14 protein-coding genes are annotated in these 17316 nt (G+C 74.6%); 8 read left to right on the top strand and 6 right to left on the bottom strand.

Annotation, left to right across the window (positions count from 1 at the left end; translation table 11 throughout):
- Positions 1–74: 74 nt before the first annotated feature.
- Both ACZ6S8_RS12115 and ACZ6S8_RS12110 read left to right on the top strand, forming a co-directional pair.
- A complete protein-coding gene (locus ACZ6S8_RS12115; RefSeq protein WP_469454785.1) occupies positions 75–1940 on the top strand; it encodes an AMP-dependent synthetase/ligase in 1866 nt (621 codons plus the stop codon).
- Positions 1941–2074: 134 nt separating this feature from the next.
- Entirely contained in the window at positions 2075–3637 is a 1563-nt protein-coding gene (locus ACZ6S8_RS12110) for an alpha/beta hydrolase (RefSeq protein ID WP_469454783.1), read from the top strand.
- A gap of 54 nt (positions 3638–3691) precedes the next feature.
- Here the strand turns inward: ACZ6S8_RS12110 and ACZ6S8_RS12105 are convergent, their stop codons facing one another.
- Complete coding sequence (locus ACZ6S8_RS12105) at positions 3692–4885, bottom strand: lipase family protein (protein ID WP_469454781.1); 1194 nt, start codon at positions 4883–4885, stop codon at positions 3692–3694.
- Positions 4886–5064: 179 nt separating this feature from the next.
- Positions 5065–6075, bottom strand: coding sequence for an AraC family transcriptional regulator (locus ACZ6S8_RS12100; protein WP_469454778.1), 1011 nt, complete (start codon positions 6073–6075; stop codon positions 5065–5067).
- A gap of 162 nt (positions 6076–6237) precedes the next feature.
- Here ACZ6S8_RS12100 and ACZ6S8_RS12095 point away from each other — a divergent pair, with 162 nt between their 5' ends.
- Positions 6238–7998: an AMP-dependent synthetase/ligase gene (locus tag ACZ6S8_RS12095; protein ID WP_469454776.1), complete on the top strand. Its 1761-nt coding sequence runs from the start codon at positions 6238–6240 to the stop codon at positions 7996–7998.
- 33 nt (positions 7999–8031) lie between these two features.
- On the opposite strand, the gene ACZ6S8_RS12090 is transcribed toward ACZ6S8_RS12095, so the two are convergent.
- Positions 8032–8430: a hypothetical protein gene (locus ACZ6S8_RS12090; RefSeq protein WP_469454774.1), complete on the bottom strand. Its 399-nt coding sequence runs from the start codon at positions 8428–8430 to the stop codon at positions 8032–8034.
- Positions 8431–8693: 263 nt separating this feature from the next.
- Here ACZ6S8_RS12090 and ACZ6S8_RS12085 point away from each other — a divergent pair, with 263 nt between their 5' ends.
- Entirely contained in the window at positions 8694–10418 is a 1725-nt protein-coding gene (locus ACZ6S8_RS12085; protein ID WP_469454771.1) for a lytic transglycosylase domain-containing protein, read from the top strand.
- Positions 10419–10588: 170 nt separating this feature from the next.
- Here the strand turns inward: ACZ6S8_RS12085 and ACZ6S8_RS12080 are convergent, their stop codons facing one another.
- Positions 10589–10792, bottom strand: a complete 204-nt coding sequence (locus ACZ6S8_RS12080; RefSeq protein ID WP_351275452.1) for a cold-shock protein — start codon at positions 10790–10792, stop codon at positions 10589–10591.
- Between the two features lie 237 nt (positions 10793–11029).
- Between ACZ6S8_RS12080 and ACZ6S8_RS12075 the strand changes: the two genes are divergently transcribed.
- The 4 genes from ACZ6S8_RS12075 to ACZ6S8_RS12060 all read left to right on the top strand — a co-directional run bounded on the left by ACZ6S8_RS12075 (position 11030) and on the right by ACZ6S8_RS12060 (position 15812).
- Positions 11030–11887, top strand: a complete 858-nt coding sequence (locus ACZ6S8_RS12075) for a menaquinone biosynthetic enzyme MqnA/MqnD family protein (RefSeq protein ID WP_469454768.1) — start codon at positions 11030–11032, stop codon at positions 11885–11887.
- A 222-nt stretch (positions 11888–12109) separates the two neighbouring features.
- A complete protein-coding gene (locus ACZ6S8_RS12070; protein WP_469454767.1) occupies positions 12110–13882 on the top strand; it encodes a serine/threonine-protein kinase in 1773 nt (590 codons plus the stop codon).
- Between the two features lie 72 nt (positions 13883–13954).
- Complete coding sequence (gene mqnC, locus ACZ6S8_RS12065; RefSeq protein ID WP_469454764.1) at positions 13955–15154, top strand: cyclic dehypoxanthinyl futalosine synthase; 1200 nt, start codon at positions 13955–13957, stop codon at positions 15152–15154.
- A gap of 7 nt (positions 15155–15161) precedes the next feature.
- Entirely contained in the window at positions 15162–15812 is a 651-nt protein-coding gene (locus tag ACZ6S8_RS12060) for an imidazolonepropionase-like domain-containing protein (RefSeq protein WP_469454762.1), read from the top strand.
- Here ACZ6S8_RS12060 and ACZ6S8_RS12055 read toward each other — a convergent pair.
- Positions 15778–16107 carry a response regulator transcription factor gene (locus tag ACZ6S8_RS12055; protein ID WP_469454761.1) on the bottom strand — a complete coding sequence of 110 codons (330 nt, stop codon included), beginning with the start codon at positions 16105–16107 and terminating at the stop codon, positions 15778–15780. The genes ACZ6S8_RS12060 and ACZ6S8_RS12055 overlap by 35 nt on opposite strands.
- 53 nt (positions 16108–16160) lie before the next feature.
- Positions 16161–17090: a DUF3152 domain-containing protein gene (locus ACZ6S8_RS12050; RefSeq protein ID WP_469454760.1), complete on the bottom strand. Its 930-nt coding sequence runs from the start codon at positions 17088–17090 to the stop codon at positions 16161–16163.
- Positions 17091–17316 lie beyond the last annotated feature (226 nt).

The following is a 17316-nucleotide window of genomic DNA, read 5'->3' as shown; positions in this document are numbered from 1 at the left end:
GGTGCGTAAATTACCGGCGGTAACGCCCTCACCCAGCCGCAGCTGGGTGGTACCCCGGCCGAGGAGACCGTGCAGTGGAAGCCGTACCCAAGCTGGTGGAGCCCGTCAAGACCGTGATCGGCGGCAGGGTGCGCGAGGTACGGGTCCCCGCCCTGGCGCCCGTACCGGACCGCGGTTCCCTGGGGGACATCCCCTTCGACAACGCCCGCGAGGCCCCCGGCGAGGCGGTGCTCGCGCGCAAGGACCGGGACGGCCGCTGGTGGGACATCACGGCCGCCGAGTTCGCGGCCGAGGTGCTCGCCGTCGCCAAGGGCCTGATCGCGGAGGGGCTGCGCGAGGGCGACCGGCTCGCCATCATGGCCCGTACGACCTACGAGTGGACCCTCCTCGACTTCGCCGGATGGGCCGCCGGACTGGTCACCGTCCCCATCTACCCCACCTCCTCCGCCCTCCAGGCCCGCTGGATCATCCAGGACTCCGGCGCCGTGGCCTGCGCCGTCGAGGACACCGCGCAGGCCCGCATCATCAGCTCCGAGCGGGGCAACCTGCCCTGGCTGCAGCACCTGTGGGAGTTCGACACCGGAGCCGTCGCCCGCCTGGTCAAGGCCGGGGAACACCTGCCCGACGCCGTGGTGCACGCGCGGCGGGCCGCCCGTACGCCGGAATCCGTCGCCACCCTCATCTACACCTCGGGCACCACCGGCCGGCCGAAGGGCTGCGTGATCACCCACGCCAACTTCTTCGCCGAGGTCGACAACTCGGTCGAGCTGCTGCACCCCGTCTTCAAGTCGGTCAGCGACGACCCCGCCTCGACGCTCCTCTTCCTGCCGCTCAGCCACGTCTTCGGGAGGATGGTCGCCGTCGGCTGCATGCGGGCCCGCGTGAAGCTCGGGCACGCGCCCAGCATCCGTACCGAGGACCTCCTCGCCGACCTCGGCGGGTTCCGCCCGACCTTCCTCCTCGCCATCCCCTACGTCCTGGAGAAGGTCTACAACACCGCCCGCGCCACCGCCGAGAAGATGGGCCGGGCCGCCTCCTTCGACCGGGCCGCCAAGATCGCGCAGAGCTTCGGCGAGCTGGTCGAGGGCAAGACCGCCGGCCTCGGGCTGCGCGCCGCCCGCGCCCTGTACGAACCGCTCGTCTACCGCCGGGTCCGGGCCGCGCTCGGCGGCCGCGTCACGTACGTCCTCAGCGGCGGATCCCCCCTCGGCCGCCGGCTCGCCGCCTTCTACACCGGAGCCGGCATCGAGGTCTTCGAGGGCTACGGGCTCACCGAGACCACCGGCGCCAGCACCGTGACCCCGCCGCTGCGCCCCCGCCTGGGCACGGTGGGCTGGCCGCTGCCGGGCACGGCCGTACGGATCGCCGACGACGGGGAGGTACTGCTCGGCGGGCGCCACGTGTTCGCCGGGTACTGGAACTCCGGGCAGGCGGTGCCGCCCCACACCTGGCTGCCGACCGGCGACATCGGGGAGCTGGACGACGACGGCTACCTCACCATCACCGGCCGCAAGAAGGACCTGATCATCACCTCCGGCGGCAAGAACGTGGCCCCGGCGCCCCTGGAGGACTGGCTGCGGTCCCACCCGCTGGTCGGCCAGTGCCTGGTGGTCGGCGACAACCGGCCGTACGTCAGCGCGCTGATCACCCTGGAGCCGGACGGGCTGGGGCACTGGCGCCAGATGCACAAGAAGCAGGACGTGCCGATGCGGATCCTGGTCCAGGACGAGGAGCTGCGGGCCGACCTCCAGCGGGCGGTGGACGAGGCGAACCGGCTGGTGTCGCGGGCCGAGTCGATCCGCCGCTTCACGGTCCTGCCGGGGGACTTCACGGAGGAGGGCGGGCACCTGACCCCCTCGATGAAGCTCAAGCGGGACGCGATCGCGCGCGACTACGCCCGCCAGATCGACGAGCTGTACCGGGGCCCGCGCGAGGGCTGACGCCCGGACGGTCCGGGCCCCCGGCGGTCGGGCGGGGGCCGGTCCGGGGGCCGGGGGGCGCTGCGCAGGCGGGTTCCGCGGGGCGCGGTTACGGTGGGCTGAACCGTCCGGGGGGCGCGCCCGAGGAGGGTCCGGTGCCCCGTACGCGAACCGCCGCCGCGGCCTGCGCGCTGCTCCTGGCCGCCCTGGTCACCGCCCCGGCGCCGGCCCCCGCCGGCGTACCGGCCCCCACCGGCACCCCGGCCGCGGGCGTCCGCTGGGGGGCGTGCCCCGAACGGCGGGTGCCCGCCGCCCTGCGGTGCGGGACCGTGCAGGTGCCGCTGGACCACGCCGACCCCGGCAAGGGGACGATCGAGGTGGCCGTGGCGCGCCTGCCCGCCACCGGCCGCGGCCGGCACCTCGGCTCGCTGCTGCTGAACTTCGGCGGACCCGGCGCCCCGGGCGTCGCCGGCCTCGCCGCCGACCCGGACGCCTTCGCGAAGCTCGGCGAACGGTACGACCTGGTCGCCTTCGACCCGCGCGGGGTCGGCCACAGCGCCCCGGTGTCCTGCGCCGGTTCCCAGGAGACCGGCGAGGACGCGGCCACCGACGCGGCCGCCCAGCTGGCCGCCCTGCGGGCGGTGGCCGGACGCTGCGAGCTGGCCTCCGGCCCGGTCCTCCCGTACGTCGGCACCGTGCACGTCGCCCGCGACATGGACGCGGTGCGCCGGGCGCTGGGCGACGCCAAGCTGAACTACCTCGGCTTCTCCTACGGCACCCGGCTCGGCGCCGTGTACGCCGCGCTGTTCCCCCACCGCACCGGCCGCATGGTCCTGGACGGGGTCGACACCCTGTCCGAGCCGCTGGCCGAGCAGGCCCTGGCCACGGCGCGCGGCCAGCAGCGGGCGCTGGACCGCTTCCTGTCCTGGTGCACCCACCGGCCGGGCTGCGTGTACGGGACCAACACCCGCACCGCCAGGGAGCAGGTCGACGACCTCGTGGCACGGCTCGACCGGCGGCCGCTCATCGGCGGCGACGGTTCGTACGTGACCGGGCAGGACGTGGCCGGCTCGATCGGCGCCGCCCTCTACTCGCCCCACGCCTGGCCCGCACTGGCCGACGCGCTGAAGCTGGCCGAGGAGTGGGACGACCCGGTCGGGCTGCTCCAGCTCGGCGGTCCGGCCGGCCCCTCCGGCGGGGGCGACGGCGAGGACGACGGCGGCGAGGACGACGGAGGCTGGGAGCAGCCGCAGGGACCCGGCTCGGTGCCCGCCGACAACGCGGACGCGGCGCTCGCCGCCGTGAACTGCGCCGACGACCCCGACCGGTCGAACGACACGGCGAGCCCGGCCCGCATCGAGAGCGAACTGGAGGCGCTGCGGCCCGAGTTCGAGAAGGCCTCGAAGATCTTCGGGCCGCGGCAGCTGATGACCGTACTGGCCTGTTACGGCCGGCCCGCCGGCACCGACTTCATCCGCCGGATCGACCGCCCCGGCGCCCCGCGGATGCTGCTCGTCGGGACCCGGGGCGACCCGGCCACCCCGTACGAGTGGACGGAGGAGACGGCGCGCCGGCTCGGCTCCGCGGTGGTCCTGGACCACAAGGGCGACGGGCACACCGGCTACCTCGCCTCGTCCTGCGTGCGGGAGTACGCGGACCGCTTCCTGCTCGACGGACGGCTGCCGTCCGGGACGCGGTCCTGCCCCGCCGGCGAGTGAACCGGCGGGGCGGGCGGCGGCCGGCCCCGGGGCGGCCGCCGCAGGGGGACGCGCTCAGCAGTTGGCGTGCGTCGGGCGTCCGGCGAAGCGGTCCGCCAGCCAGTTCGCGACCGCCGGGGACTGGGTGATCACGCCGCTGACGTGCTCGCCGAGCCAGATGGTGTCGAACTCGACGTTCGCACCCCGCGCACACCACTCGGAGCGCAGCTTGCTGCCCACCGCGTAGGGGATCAGCTCGTCGGCGAGCGCGTGGTACTGGTACACGGGCGCCGCCGGGGCGGTGCGCCCCAGCCGGCTCTGGTTCAGCCGGGCCTGCCAGTCGGGCTGGGCGAGGGGGTCGCGCGTGGTCAGGTCGGAGATCCGCTTGAACGAGCCGGCGATGGCGTCGATCGCCACGCAGTTCTGCTTCATCGCGCCGACCAGCACCTTGCCCGCCGGGTTCAGGTAGGAGTCGAGCTTCAGCTCCGGGAAGGCGGCGTCCTGGCCGGCCGCCGCCATGAAGATGAGGCCGGAGCCGTAGGAGCCGTTGTTGAAGTCGGCCACCTTCAGCAGGTCGGCGGGCACCCCGCCGGTCGCGGTGCCCTTCACCCGGAGTTCCGGCGCGTACGAGCCCTGCAGCTCGGCGGCCCAGCTGCTGGCCTGGCCGCCCTGGGAGTACCCCATGATGGCGACCGGACCGGTCGGCGAGAGCCCGGCCTGCGGCAACCGCTGGGCGGCGCGGGCCGCGTCGAGGACGGCGTGCCCGGCGGAGGGGCCGACGGTGTAGGTGTGGACGCCCGGGGTGCCGAGGCCCTCGTAGTCGGTGACGACCACGGCCCAGCCGCGCAGGGTGAGCTGCTGGATGAGGTTGGCCTCCATGGCGGTGCCGTACGGGATGTTGTTGCTCGGCGCGCAGGAGTCGCCCATGCCGACGGTGCCGACGGCGTACGTGATCAGCGGGCGCGGGCCGGTGCGGCCGTCCTGCGGGACGATGACGGTGCCGGAGACGGTGTTCGGGGCGCCGTCGGCGGTGGTGGACCGGTAGTGGATCTTCCAGGCCTTGGTGCCGGTGGGCTGTCCGGGCAGCGGGTGGAAGGCGGAGGGGGCGCTGCTGACGACGTCACCGGGCGCGCCCGCGGCGGCGCCGGACCCGGCGCCGTCCCGGGCGGTGGCGGTGGCGGTCGCGGCGGGGGTCCAGGCGGCGAGGGCCAGGACGGCCACGGCGGCGAGGGCGGTACTGCGCAGGCGCGGGGGGTTTCGGAAACGCATGGGGCGGCTCTCCCAACGGTCCGTGCGGGGGTAGGTGAGGCGACGGTAGTGACCGACCGGTCGGCATGTCGCTGACCGCACAGCTCACCTTTCCTGACCCGACCTCCCACCCCGATCCGCCGCACGGAGCGTCAGCCGAACGGAGCCGCCGTCGAACAGTCGCCCCGGGGGAAGCGGGTTCAGCCGCCCGAGGCGATGCGGTAGGCGCCCGGGGTGGTGCCCGTCCAGCGGCGGAACGCGCGGTGGAAGGCCGTGTCCTCCGAGAAGCCCAGGCGGGCGGCGAGTTCCGCGATCGGCTCGCCGCTCTCCGCCAGGCCCGCGATGGCGGCGTCCCGCCGGACGTGGTCCTTCAGCTCCTGGAACGAGGTCCCCTCCCGCCCGAGCCGGCGCCGCAGCGTCGCCGGGGACACCGCCAGGCGGGCCGCCACCTCTTCGAGGCCCGGCAGCCGCGGTGACGTGCGCAGCTGCCGGGTCAGGGCCCGGCGCACCTGCTCGGCGACCGTGGTGCCGTACTCCGGCCGGGACAGCAGGTCGAAGGGGGCCCGGCGCAGCATCGCGTCGAGCGCGGGCTCGTCGCGCACGAGCGGGGCGGTCAGCCAGTGCGCGTCGAAGGCGGTGCCCGTGCGGTCCGCGCCGAAGCGGACCGGACAGTCGAACAGGACCTCGTACTCCTCCGCGTGCGGGGGCGGCGGGTAGGCGAAGGCGGCCTCCGCGAGCGGGATGCGGCGGCCGATGAGCCAGCTGCTCAGCCGGTGCCAGATGGCGAGCACGCACTCGGTGAGGAAGCGGTCCTCGTCCCGGTCGAAGTCGTTGCGGACGGTGAACCGGGCCTGCCCGCCGACCACGTCGAGCCCCAGCTCCGGCCCGCCGGGGAACAACCCGTAGAAGGCGGCCGCGCGCTGCGTCGCCGCGCCGAGGTCCCGGCAGCCGAGCGAGGCGCAGCACATCATCGCGAACGTGCCGGGGCGGCTCGGGACCGGGCTCAGGCCGAGGAACTCGTCCTGCGTGGCCCGGTACAGCGCCCGGAACAGCCGGGCGAACTGCGCGGGCGTGATCCGCGCCCGGTCGTCGCCCAGCAGCAGCGGCGGGATCTGCGCCGCCTGGAGCAGCGGCACGGTGTCGAGGCCGCCGGCGCGGGCGCCCGCGAGCAGGGCCCGTACGTGGTGCACGGTGATCGTCCGCCTCCCCATGCTGCGACGGTAGCCGCCGGGGCCCCCGGGCGATACGGACGCGACACCACCCGTCGCGCCCGGTGAGCGCTGCGGCCAGTGCGGCTGACGTCTCCGGTCATGCCGCGGGGCCGTCCGCGGTGCCTAGCGTCGGGGGTCACCGATTCCCCGGGAGGGCATGCGATGGACGGTCGGCCCAGCACGCTGGCGGAGTTCACCCGGTGGACCGGGGAACGGTACGGGTCCGGGACCGCCCTGCGGTTCCGGCCGCGGACGGACCCGGGCGGGGGCACGGCCGGGGAGGCCGGCGACGGGTGGCAGACCCGTACGTACGCCGAACTGGACGCGGAGGCACGGGCCGTGGGGTGCGCGCTGCTCGGGCTGGGGGTCGCCGCCGGGGAGCGGGTCGCGGTCCTGGCGGAGACGCGGCCGCAGTGGACGTACACGCACTTCGGGGTGATGGCGGCGGGCGCCGTCCTGGTGCCGGTCTACCCCACGGCGGGGGAGGAGGAGCTGGCCTGGGTGCTGTCGGACTCCGAGGCCGTCGCGGTGGTCTGCGACGACGCGGCGCAGCGCGAGCGGGTCGAGGCCCTGCGGGAGAAGCTGCCGGCGCTGCGGGCGGTGGTGCTCATGGACGCGCTGCCCGGGCTGCACCGGGCCCCGGAGGCCGACCTGCTGGCGCGGGCGGCCGCCGTCACGGCGGAGGCCGACGCGTCGATCGTCTACACCTCCGGCACGACCGGGCTGCCGAAGGGGTGCCGGCTGACCCACGGGAACCTCGGCGCCGTCCAGGACGCGACGCTCCCGCTGGTCCGGGGCGGCCCGGGGGACTCGACGTACCTGTACCTGCCGCTGGCGCACCTGCTGGCCCAGCTGATCCAGTTCACGACGCTGCTGGAGGGCGGGGAGCTCTGCTACTTCGGCGGCCGGATCGAGGACGTGCTGGCGGAGCTGGGAACCGTACGGCCCACCCACCTGCCCTCCGTGCCGCGGCTGTTCGAGAAGCTGCACACGGTGGTGCTGTCCCTGGCGGAGGCCCGCGAGGGCGGCCGGCAGAGCTTCGAGGAGGCGGTGCGGATCGGCGTGCTCGCGGCGGAGGGGCGGCTGCCCGAGTCGCTCCGGGCGGCGCACGCGGCGGCCGAGGAGTCGCTGTACTCCCTCGTCCGGGGCGCGTTCGGCGGCCGCCTGAAGTGGGCGCTGACCGGGGGCGCCCCGATCGCGCCGGCGACGCTGGACTTCCTGCGGGCGTGCGGGATCGCCGTGTTCGAGGGGTACGGGATGACGGAGTCGGGCGGGGTCATCTCCCTCAACCACCCGGACGCGGTGCGGTACGGGACGGTGGGCCGGCCCGTCGCGGGCTGCGAGGTGCGGATCGGGGAGGACGGGGAGGTGCTCGCGCGGGGGCCGATGGTCTTCCCGGGCTACCACGCGAACCCGCGGGCCACGGCGGAGACCGTCGACCCGGAGGGCTGGCTGCACACGGGCGACCTCGGCGAGCTGGACGGGGACGGCTTCCTGCGCATCACCGGCCGCAAGAAGGAACTGGTCATCACCTCGGCGGGGAAGAACCTCACCCCGACGGAGGTCGAGTTCGCCGTCCAGCGCTCCCGCTACGTCTCCCGGGCGGTGATGATCGGCGACCGCCGCCCGCACCCGGTCGCCCTGATCACCCTGGACGCCGAGGAGATCGCCTCCTGGGCCGCCCGAGAGGGCCTCGACCCGGGACCCGACCCGGCCGCCCACCCCGCGGTCCGCGCCCTGGTGGGAGCGGCGGTCGAGCAGGCCAACGCCACGGTCTCGCGCCCGGCCCGCATCCGGGCCTTCCGCATCCTCCCGGAGGAGTTCTCGATCGGGGCGGGCACCCTGACCCCGACCCTCAAGCTCCGCCGCGCGGAGGTGGCGCGGCGCTACGCGCGGGAGATCGAGGAGCTGTACGCGCAGTGAGGCGGCCGGCGGGCCGCGGGCGGGACCCGTCCGTCAGAGCCCGGGCCGGTTCTTCGCGGAGTCCTCCAAGCGGGCGAGCTCCGCCGCGTGGGCGCTCATGCGGGTGGCGGTGCTGCTCGACGTGTAGAGCACCGTGCCGACGACGGCGACGGGGAGCGAGAGGAGGGTGAGGGCGAGGAGCCCGCCCAGGTCCCGCTCGGCGTCGCAGGAATCGCCCTCGGCCTCGGCGTAGGTCTCGGGCTGCCGCTCGTCCCCCGCGTCGTAGAACACCCGGGACTCGCAGTCCTGCTCGGAGGGCCCGGCGAACGGGAGCAGCAGTTGGGCGGCGACCCAGAGCCAGACGCCCGACGCCGCGGCGAGCAGTCCGAAGCCCCAGGCGAGCCGGCGGGCGGCCTTCTCGCGGAAGTCCCGGTCGTACACCAGTGCACTCATGCGCCCGAAGCTAGCAGCGGCCCCCGTCCGGGGTGGCGGGGGGCGGTGCGGGAGGGGGGCGAAAACGGATCACGCAGGGCAATCCGGGCGACCGGTCGGGGCCTTGGGCCACCCGTCCGCGAGGTCCCGGCGAAGCCGAGACGAATGGTGCGTCACATCTGCCGGGGGGACGGCGAGTCGCTGCCGAATACCTGATAGACAGTGGATATTCACGGCCCGACCGGCCGTACGCCTTTGACGGCTCCTGGGGGGATCGCCGCACTGTGAAGCCGCTTCACCGTCACCTCGTCAACACCTCGCGCAAGGTCCTGTGCACGGCCGCGCTCGCGGCCAGCCTCACCACCGCAGCGGTCGTGTCCACGCCGACGACCGCCGACGCGGGCGAGTCCGAGCCGACGCCGGACAGCCCCCAGGCCGCCGACCGCGGCGACGCGCGGCTGGACCTGCCCGGGGAGGTCGCCGACCCGCAGGTGCCCGCGGGCGCCGCGACGCAGGAGGGGGCCAACGGCATACCCGCCACCGCCCTCGACGCCTACCAGCGCGCCGGACTGTCGGTGGCCGCCGCCCTGCCCAACTGCAAGCTGCCGTGGGAACTGCTCGCCGGCATAGGCCGGGTCGAGTCCGTGCACGCCTCCGGCTACGGCCTCAAGACCGACGGCTCCACCGAGAAGCCGATCCGCGGCCCGCGCCTCGACGGCAACGGCTTCGCCGAGATCCGCGACACCGACCGGGGCGAGTGGGACGCGGACGTCGTGTACGACCGCGCCATCGGCCCGATGCAGTTCATCCCCTCCACCTGGCGGACCTGGGGAGCCGACGGCAACGGCGACGGCAAGCGCGACCCCAACAACCTCTACGACGCGGCGCTCGGCGCGGGGCTCTACCTGTGCGCCGGCGACAAGGACCTGACGAACGCCGCCAAGCTCGACCAGGCGATCCTCAGTTACAACAACTCGCGCGAGTACGTGAACATCGTGCTCGGCTACATGCGCCAGTACCAGACCGGCGGCGCCGCCGGGGTTCCGAACCCGCCCGCCGGCAACTACCCGACCACGCCGCCCGGCACCCTGCCCACCCCGCCGGCCCGGACCACCCCGCCGGCGGTCGTCACCCCGCCGGCGCCGGTCCGGCCGACGACCCCGCCGGCGAAGCCCACGACCCCGCCGGTGACGCAGCCCGAGAAGCCCGTACCGCCCGCCGCGCCGCACCTGGCCGAGCTGACGCTGCTGGGCGGCGCGGGGCTCAAGGCCGAGACCGGAGCGGCCTTCGCCGAGGTCCCCAAGGTGAAGGCGGTCCTCAGCAACGGCAAGCCCGCCGTCGGCCAGGACGTCGTCTTCACGGTCGAGTCGGACACCACCGGCGGCACCGCCTTCCCCAAGGCCCCCGCCGACTCCCTCGTGGTCAAGACGGACGCGTCGGGCACCGCGGCCGCCCCCGGCCTCACGGCGGGCGCCAAGCCCGGCACCTTCACGCTGCGGGCCTCCGCCTACGACAAGGTCGGCAGGCTCTCGGTGGGGTTCACCGGCACGGTCACGGCGAAGCCGGTCGTGGACCTGCTGGCCCGCCCGGCCGGCTCGAAGGCGCTGACGGCCACCGCCGGCGCGAGCTTCAAGGACGTCGTGCTCCTCGCCACCGCGCAGGGCAAGCCGCTCGCCGTGAGCGGAGTCCTCGCCGAGCTGGTGGAGAAGAAGGACGGCGCGTGGGTCCCGGTCGACCTGGCGACGGCGAAGGGCCCGTACTTCAAGGGCGCCAAGGAGGGGGAGAAGGTCACCCGCCTGGAGCTCCCCGCGACCGGCGCCGACGGGAAGATCGTCCTGCCGGAGCTGTTCACGGCCGCGGACCTCGCCCCGGGCACCTACCACCTCCGCCTGACCACCCCGGACGAGGTCACCCTGGTCCTGGACTTCGAGGTGACCGCCGCCCCGGCGACCACCCCGCCGACGGACCCGGCGAAGGACCCGGCGAAGGCTCCGGCCAAGACCGCCTGAGCCTCCGGGCCGAGGGCCCCGGCACCGTGAGAACGGTGCCGGGGCCCTCGGCTTTGCCCGCCCCACCCCACCCGGGAGGGGAAAGGCAGGAGCCCCGCCGCTCTGCTCGCGCAGAGTGGACGGGGCTCCTTGGGTACTGCTTCCAACCGCGATGTGGTTGGCCCAGGCGACTAGGCCGGGGTGACGTTCTCCGCCTGCGGGCCCTTCGGACCCTGCGTGACGTCGAAGTTCACCGTCTGGTTCTCTTCCAGGGAACGGAAGCCAGCGGCATTGATCGCGGAGTAGTGGACGAAGACATCCGGGCCGCCGCCGTCCTGGGCGATGAAGCCGAAGCCCTTTTCAGCGTTGAACCACTTGACGGTTCCGGTAGCCATGAGCCCTCCTATGGGCCAAAGGGTCGCCCTGCTCCAGAACCTGCTAAGAAGTCTGAAAACTACAAAAGCCTGCGGGTCACATTCTCCGCAGGCCTCGTACTGCAAGGGAAACCAAACTGCAACTTGCGACGAGCCTAGCACGCACCCTCGGGCCAGTACCAGAGGGAAAGATCACGTCACCCGGACGTTTGAGACCCGCCGGAACGCTGACGTGACGAGGGGGGCTAGTCTCGCGATGTGGACGTCTATCGCAGCCGGCCCCGCGTCGGCCACATCCAGTTCCTGAACTGCCTGCCCCTCTACTGGGGGCTGGCCAGAACCGGCACGCTGCTGGACCTGGAGCTGACCAAGGACACTCCCGAGAAGCTGAGCGAACGCCTCGTCGCGGGCGAGCTCGACATCGCCCCCATCACCCTCGTGGAGTTCCTCCGCAACGCCGACCAGCTCGTCGCCTTCCCCGACCTCGCGGTCGGCTGCGACGGGCCCGTGATGTCCTGCGTGATCGTCTCGCAGGTGCCGCTGGAGCAGCTCGACCGCGCCCGCGTCGCGCTCGGTTCGACCTCGCGGACCTCCGTACGCCTCGCCCAGCTGCTGCTCACCGAGCAGTACGGGGTCCGGCCCGACTACTACACCTGCCCCCCCGACCTGGGGGTGATGATGCAGGAGGCCGACGCCGCGGTGCTGATCGGCGACGCCGCCCTGCGCGCCTCCCTGCACGACGCCCCCCGGCTCGGCCTGGCCGTGCACGACCTGGGGCAGATGTGGAAGGAGTGGACCGGGCTGCCGTTCGTCTTCGCCGTCTGGGCCGCCCGCAAGGACTACCTGGCCCGCGAGCCCCTCGTCGTCGAGAAGGTCCACGAGGCCTTCCTCGCCTCCCGGGACGTGTCCCTGGAGGAGGTCGCCAAGGTCGCCGAGCAGGCGGCCCGCTGGGAGGCCTTCGACGCCGACCTCCTGGAGCGGTACTTCACCACCCTCGACTTCCGCTTCGGCCCCGACCAGCTGGCCGGAGTACGGGAATTCGCGCGGCGCACCGGACCCACCACGGGCTACCCGGCCGATGTCGCCGTGGAGTTGCTGAACACCGTCCGCCCGTAGTCCACAGAGGTGCGGGCGGGCGAATGCCCGGTTTCCCGGGAATTCCCTCCCTTTTCGCATTCCCGACGCCCGGCGGGAATGCGAAAGGGGAATGCGGGCCGCGCAGACCGGCGCCGCGGGAAGGCCCGGACCAGGAGCCGCCGCGCCCCCGAAGCCCTAAGGTGCTCAAGGGGCCGGACCGTGCGGGAGGCCCGGTCCGGGAACTCGGGGGAGGGGGACGCGATGCAGCCGCTCGAAGCCGGCGAACCGCGCACCATCGGCGCCTACCGGCTGCTCGGCCGGCTCGGCGCGGGCGGCATGGGCCGGGTCTACCTGGGGCGCAGTGCGGGCGGCCGGACCGTCGCCGTGAAGATCGTGCACCCGCACTTCGCCGCCGACGAGGAGTTCCGGGCCCGGTTCCGCCGCGAGGTCGAGGCCGCCCGGCGGGTGGGCGGCGAATGGACCGCGCCCGTCCTGGACGCGGACCCCGGAGCGGCCGTGCCGTGGGTGGCCACCGGTTACGTGGCCGGGCCCTCCCTGGACCGGGCGCTGGCCTCGCACGGGCCGCTGCCCGAGAGCTCGGTACGGGCGATCGGCGCCGGGCTCGCCCGGGCCCTGGTCGCCGTACACGCACTGGGCCTCGTCCACCGGGACGTGAAGCCCTCCAACGTGATGCTGACCCTCGACGGGCCGCGGCTCATCGACTTCGGGATCGCCCGCGCCACCGACGGGACGGCCTCCCTCACCTCCACCGGGGTCTCCATCGGCTCGCCCGGCTACATGTCGCCCGAGCAGATCCTCGGCAAGGGGATCACCGGCGCGGCCGACGTGTTCTCGCTCGGCGCGGTGCTGGCCTTCGCGGCGACCGGGCGGCCGCCCTTCACCGGGGACAACTCCGCCACCCTCCTCTACAAGGTCGTCCACGAGCCGCCCGAGCTGGGCGACGTCCCCGCCGGGCAGCTCCGCGAGCTGATCGGCGCCTGCCTGGCCAAGACGGCCGCCGACCGGCCCGCCCCCGAGGACGTCGCGGCGGCCCTCGGCGACGCCCTGGGCACCCCGGGCTGGCTCCCGGGGCCCCTCGTCGAGGCGGCCAGCCGGGCCGCGGTGGCCCTGCTCGACCTGGACGCGGCGGCGCCCGAACACCCCTCGGGGCCGGTGCCCTTCACCACCCCCTCCTACGGCGGCGCGGCCGCCCCCGGCGCCGGCTTCGGGGCCGGCTTCGGAGCGCCGGACCCCTCGTACGGCCACCCCCACGGCCCGGCCGGGACCGGCTCCGGGCCGCATCCGGCGACGCCGGGCCCGTACGGACGGCCCACCCCGGGGCCCACCGGGCCCGGCGCGGGGGCGGCGGGCGTGCCCGGTCCCCGGAGCGCGCCCGACGGGCGGCAGCTCAGCGTGCGCGCCGCCGGACGGCGGTTCAGCTGCACCGTGGTGCTCGCCGCGGCGGCCGTCCTCGCGCTGGTCTCCGGCGGCCTGTACGGGCTCGGCCTGCTGCCCGGCGGCGACGGCGGGGGCCGCGACGTGGCCGGCGACACCGGCGCCTCCGCCTCCCGTACGCCCGCCCCGGCGGGCAGCGCGCCGGCCAGCCCGCGCGCGAGCGGCGGCCCGGGCGGGAGCACCGGCCCGACGGCGAGCGGCGGGCCGCCCGCGGGCACCCGCGACGACGTCCCCCCGGAGCTCGTCGGCACGTGGAAGGGCACGGCCACCACCAACCTGGGGGCTCCCGTCGCGTTCGAGATCACCATCCGGGCGGGCCGGACCGGCAGCGTCGTCGGCCGGGACAAGTCCGTCGTCCCGGTCCTGGGCACCGACTGCAGCGGGGACTGGAAGCTGGCCTCCGCCACCGACCGCTCCCTCGTCCTGGACACCTCCGGCGGCCCCAACCCGGCCCCCGGCATCTGCTCGGGCGGCTCCGCCGACGAGCGCTTCACCCTCAACCCGGGCGGAACGCTGCACTACCGGTCGGGCGACACGGCGGCCGGGAACCCCGAGGGAGACCTCACCCGAAGCCCCTGACCGGCCCGCTGCGGCGCTGGCGTAGGCTGGATCGGTCCGGACCTTGACACACCGCCGAAAGGTGACGCACCGGTGACCGACCAGGCCGCTCTCCAGTCTGTCCTCGACCGCGCCGCCGCGGGAGGCCGGATCACCAAGGAAGAGGCGCTCGACCTCTACCGCCACGCGCCGCTGCACGCCCTCGGCCAGGCCGCCGACGCCGTGCGCCGCCGCCGCTACGCCGGTACCGAGCACATCGCGACGTACATCATCGAGCGGAACATCAACTACACGAACGTGTGCGTCACCGCGTGCAAGTTCTGCGCCTTCTACGCGGCCCCCAAGGACGCGAAGAAGGGCTGGTCCCGCGACCTCGACGACATCCTGCGCCGCTGCGCGGAGACCGTCGAACTGGGCGGCACCCAGATCATGTTCCAGGGCGGCCACCACCCGGACTACGGCGTCGAGTACTACGAAGAGCACTTCGCCGCCATCAAGAAGGACTTCCCGCAGCTGGTCATCCACTCCCTCGGCGCGTCCGAGGTCGAGCACATGGCCCGCATCTCCGGGGTCTCCGCCGAAGAGGCCATCACCCGCATCCACGCGGCCGGCCTCGACTCCTTCGCCGGCGCCGGTGCCGAACTGCTGCCGGAGCGCCCGCGGACCGCGATCGCCCCGCTCAAGGAGTCCGGCGAGCGCTGGCTGGAGATCATGGAGATCGCCCACCGGCTCGGAGTGGAATCCACCTCCACCATGCTGATGGGCACCGGCGAGACCAACGCCGAGCGCATCGAGCACATCGCGATGATCCGGGACACCCAGGACCGCACGGGCGGCTTCCGCGCCTTCATCCCGTACACCTACCAGCCCGAGAACAACAAGCTCAAGGGCCGCACCCAGGCGACGATCTTCGAGTACCTGCGCATGATCGCGATCGCGCGCCTCTTCCTCGACAACGTCGCCCACATCCAGGGCTCCTGGCTGACCGTCGGCAAGGAGGCGGGCCAGCTGTCGCTGCACTACGGCGCCGACGACCTGGGCTCGATCATGCTGGAGGAGAACGTCGTCTCCTCGGCCGGTGCCAAGCACCGCTCCAACCGCCAGGAGATCATCGACCTGATCCGCAAGGCGGGCCGCACCCCGGCGCAGCGCGCGACCACGTACGAGCACCTGCTGGTGCACGACGACCCGGCGAACGACCCGGCCGACGACCGCGTGGTCTCGCACATCTCCTCCACCGCGATCGAGGGCGGCACGGCGCACCCCGAGCTGAAGCTCATCTCGACGAACTGACCCGGCCGTGCTGACGCTCCACACCGCCGAACTCCTCGTCCCCGGGCCGGGATCCGCCCCCGTGCCCGGAGGCGCGGTCCTCGTCGAAGGCGACCGGATCTCCCGCACGGGGCCGTACGCGGACCTCGCCGCGGCCCACCCGCACGCCCGCTGCCGGCGCTGGCCCGGGGTGCTCACCCCGGGACTGCTGGTCCGCGGCGCGGACGAGCTGCTGGAGCGCACGTACTACCCGGACGACCCGTACGAGGTCGCCGAACTCGGCACCGAACCGGTCACCGGCGAGGCCGCGCTGGCCGCGCTGAGGATGACCGAGGCGCGGTGGGGCCACAGCGCCCGGCGCGGTACGCAGAAGCTGCTCGCGCGCGGGGTCACCACCGTCACCGGCCGCTTCGCGATCGCGGCGGTGCGCACGGCCGTGGTCCGCTCGGGGCTCACCGTCCTGCCCCCGGCCGCCGCGCCGGCGGGTGTCCCCGCGTCCCTGGACCCGTTCGCCGGGCGGGACGCCGCCGAGGAGGCGTTCCACGGGGTACTGGAGCCGGGCGCCCCGGCCCGGTTCGCGGTCTTCGCGGCGGCGGATCCGGCGGAGCTCCTGGAGCGGGGCGCGACCAGCTGCGTGGCGACGGTCATCGGGGGACGGCTGCTGCACCGCCGTCGCTGACCGGGGGGAAGCCGGCCGCGGGCGGGCCCGCCGTGCGCAGGTCCTCGCGGGCGAGGGCCGCCAGCAGGCAGGCCTGGAGCCGGCTGATCCCGCCGAGCTTGGCCCGTATGTTCACCACGTGGAACTTGACCGTGCTGACGGACAGCTGCAGTTCGACCGCGAGCTCGGCGTTGGAGGCGCCGGTGGCCAGGCACAGGAACACGGCCGACTCCTGCTCGGTCAGCTGGGTTTGGGGCCGGTCCGGCTCGCCGTGCGGGGGGAACCACGCGGGGACGCTGAAGCTGACGACGCGCACGGTTTTCCACTCCTCGGCCCCCGGCCGGCCCATCCGATGGCCGGCCCTCCCGGTTATGGGACGCTCGGGCCCGACAGATAAGTTCCGCCCGCACTGTACGGCCAGGCATTGGCCGTACAGCCCTGGAGCCCCTTGATCTGCTGCATCATCGCGGGCGCGGGCTGCCCGGCTCCCGGGCAGCTCTCGTGTCCGCGGCCGATCTCGTGCCCGACCTCGTGGTTCACGATGAGCGCCCGGTACTCCTCGACCGGGCCGTTGAACTGCGGTGATCCCTCCTGCCAGCGCTTGAGGTTCACCACGACGGTGTGCCCGGCCCGGCAGTTGGTCTCGCCGATCAGCTCGGGGGTGACCACCTCGCACAGCCGGTCGGTGGTCGTCGGCGTGGCGATCTTGACGGTGAAGTCGACCGGCTGGCCCGCCCCGACCAGCTGGAAGGCGTAGGCCGGGTCCTTGGTCCAGCCGCGCGGGTCGCCGAGGATCTTCTCCACGGCGCGGGCGGCCGTGTCCGGGTCGACGCCGCTGTTCTCCTCCACCTCGATCCGCCAGCGCAGCGCGGTCCCCGTGCCCTGGGGCTGCCCGGTGGCGGCGGAGGACCTGAACGTGCCCGGGCCGGAGGCCGGGACGGCCGTGGTCGACGGGGCCGCGGTCGTCGGCGCGGTGGACGCCTTCGGCACCACCGGGGCCTGCGCCGAGGGCGCGGCGGAGGAGCGCTCGGGCACGGGGGCCGCCTTGCCGCCCTGCGGGGCGGCCGCGCCGGACCCGTCCGCGGGGCTCTCCCCGGCCTCCGGCGTCCGGGCGGCGACCGCCGGCTTGTCGGAGACCCCGGCGGAGTCCTCCCCGGGCACCATCGCGTAGCCGGTCGCGCAGACCGCGAGGAGCGCCGCCGAGCCGAGGATCGTGCGCCGCAGCCGCGTCCGCCGCTGCGCCCGGCGCCGGGCGCGCGGGCTGAGGGAGGAGCGACCGGTGGAATGGCCTGCCGGCATCGTGAAGCCCTTTGCTCGGCGGCCGCTGCCGGACCGGCCGCCACGGGGGCCACGGTCCGGAGGTGACCCTCACCGGGCCGCACCCGGCCAGTCAACGCGGCCGCGGGGCATCGGCGTAACTGGCCTTCGGGCCAGTTGTGTGGTTGGGAGCCGGGGTGGGCGGGTATACCGGGTGGCCGCCGCGGATGCCGGACGGCGCCGCCCCTGCCGGTGGGACCCGCCGCGC

It is taken from the genome of Streptomyces sp. NPDC048461 (assembly GCF_055587105.1).
The sequence above is the reverse complement of the archived record's forward strand: the minus strand, read 5'-3'. Positions and strand labels throughout refer to the sequence as shown.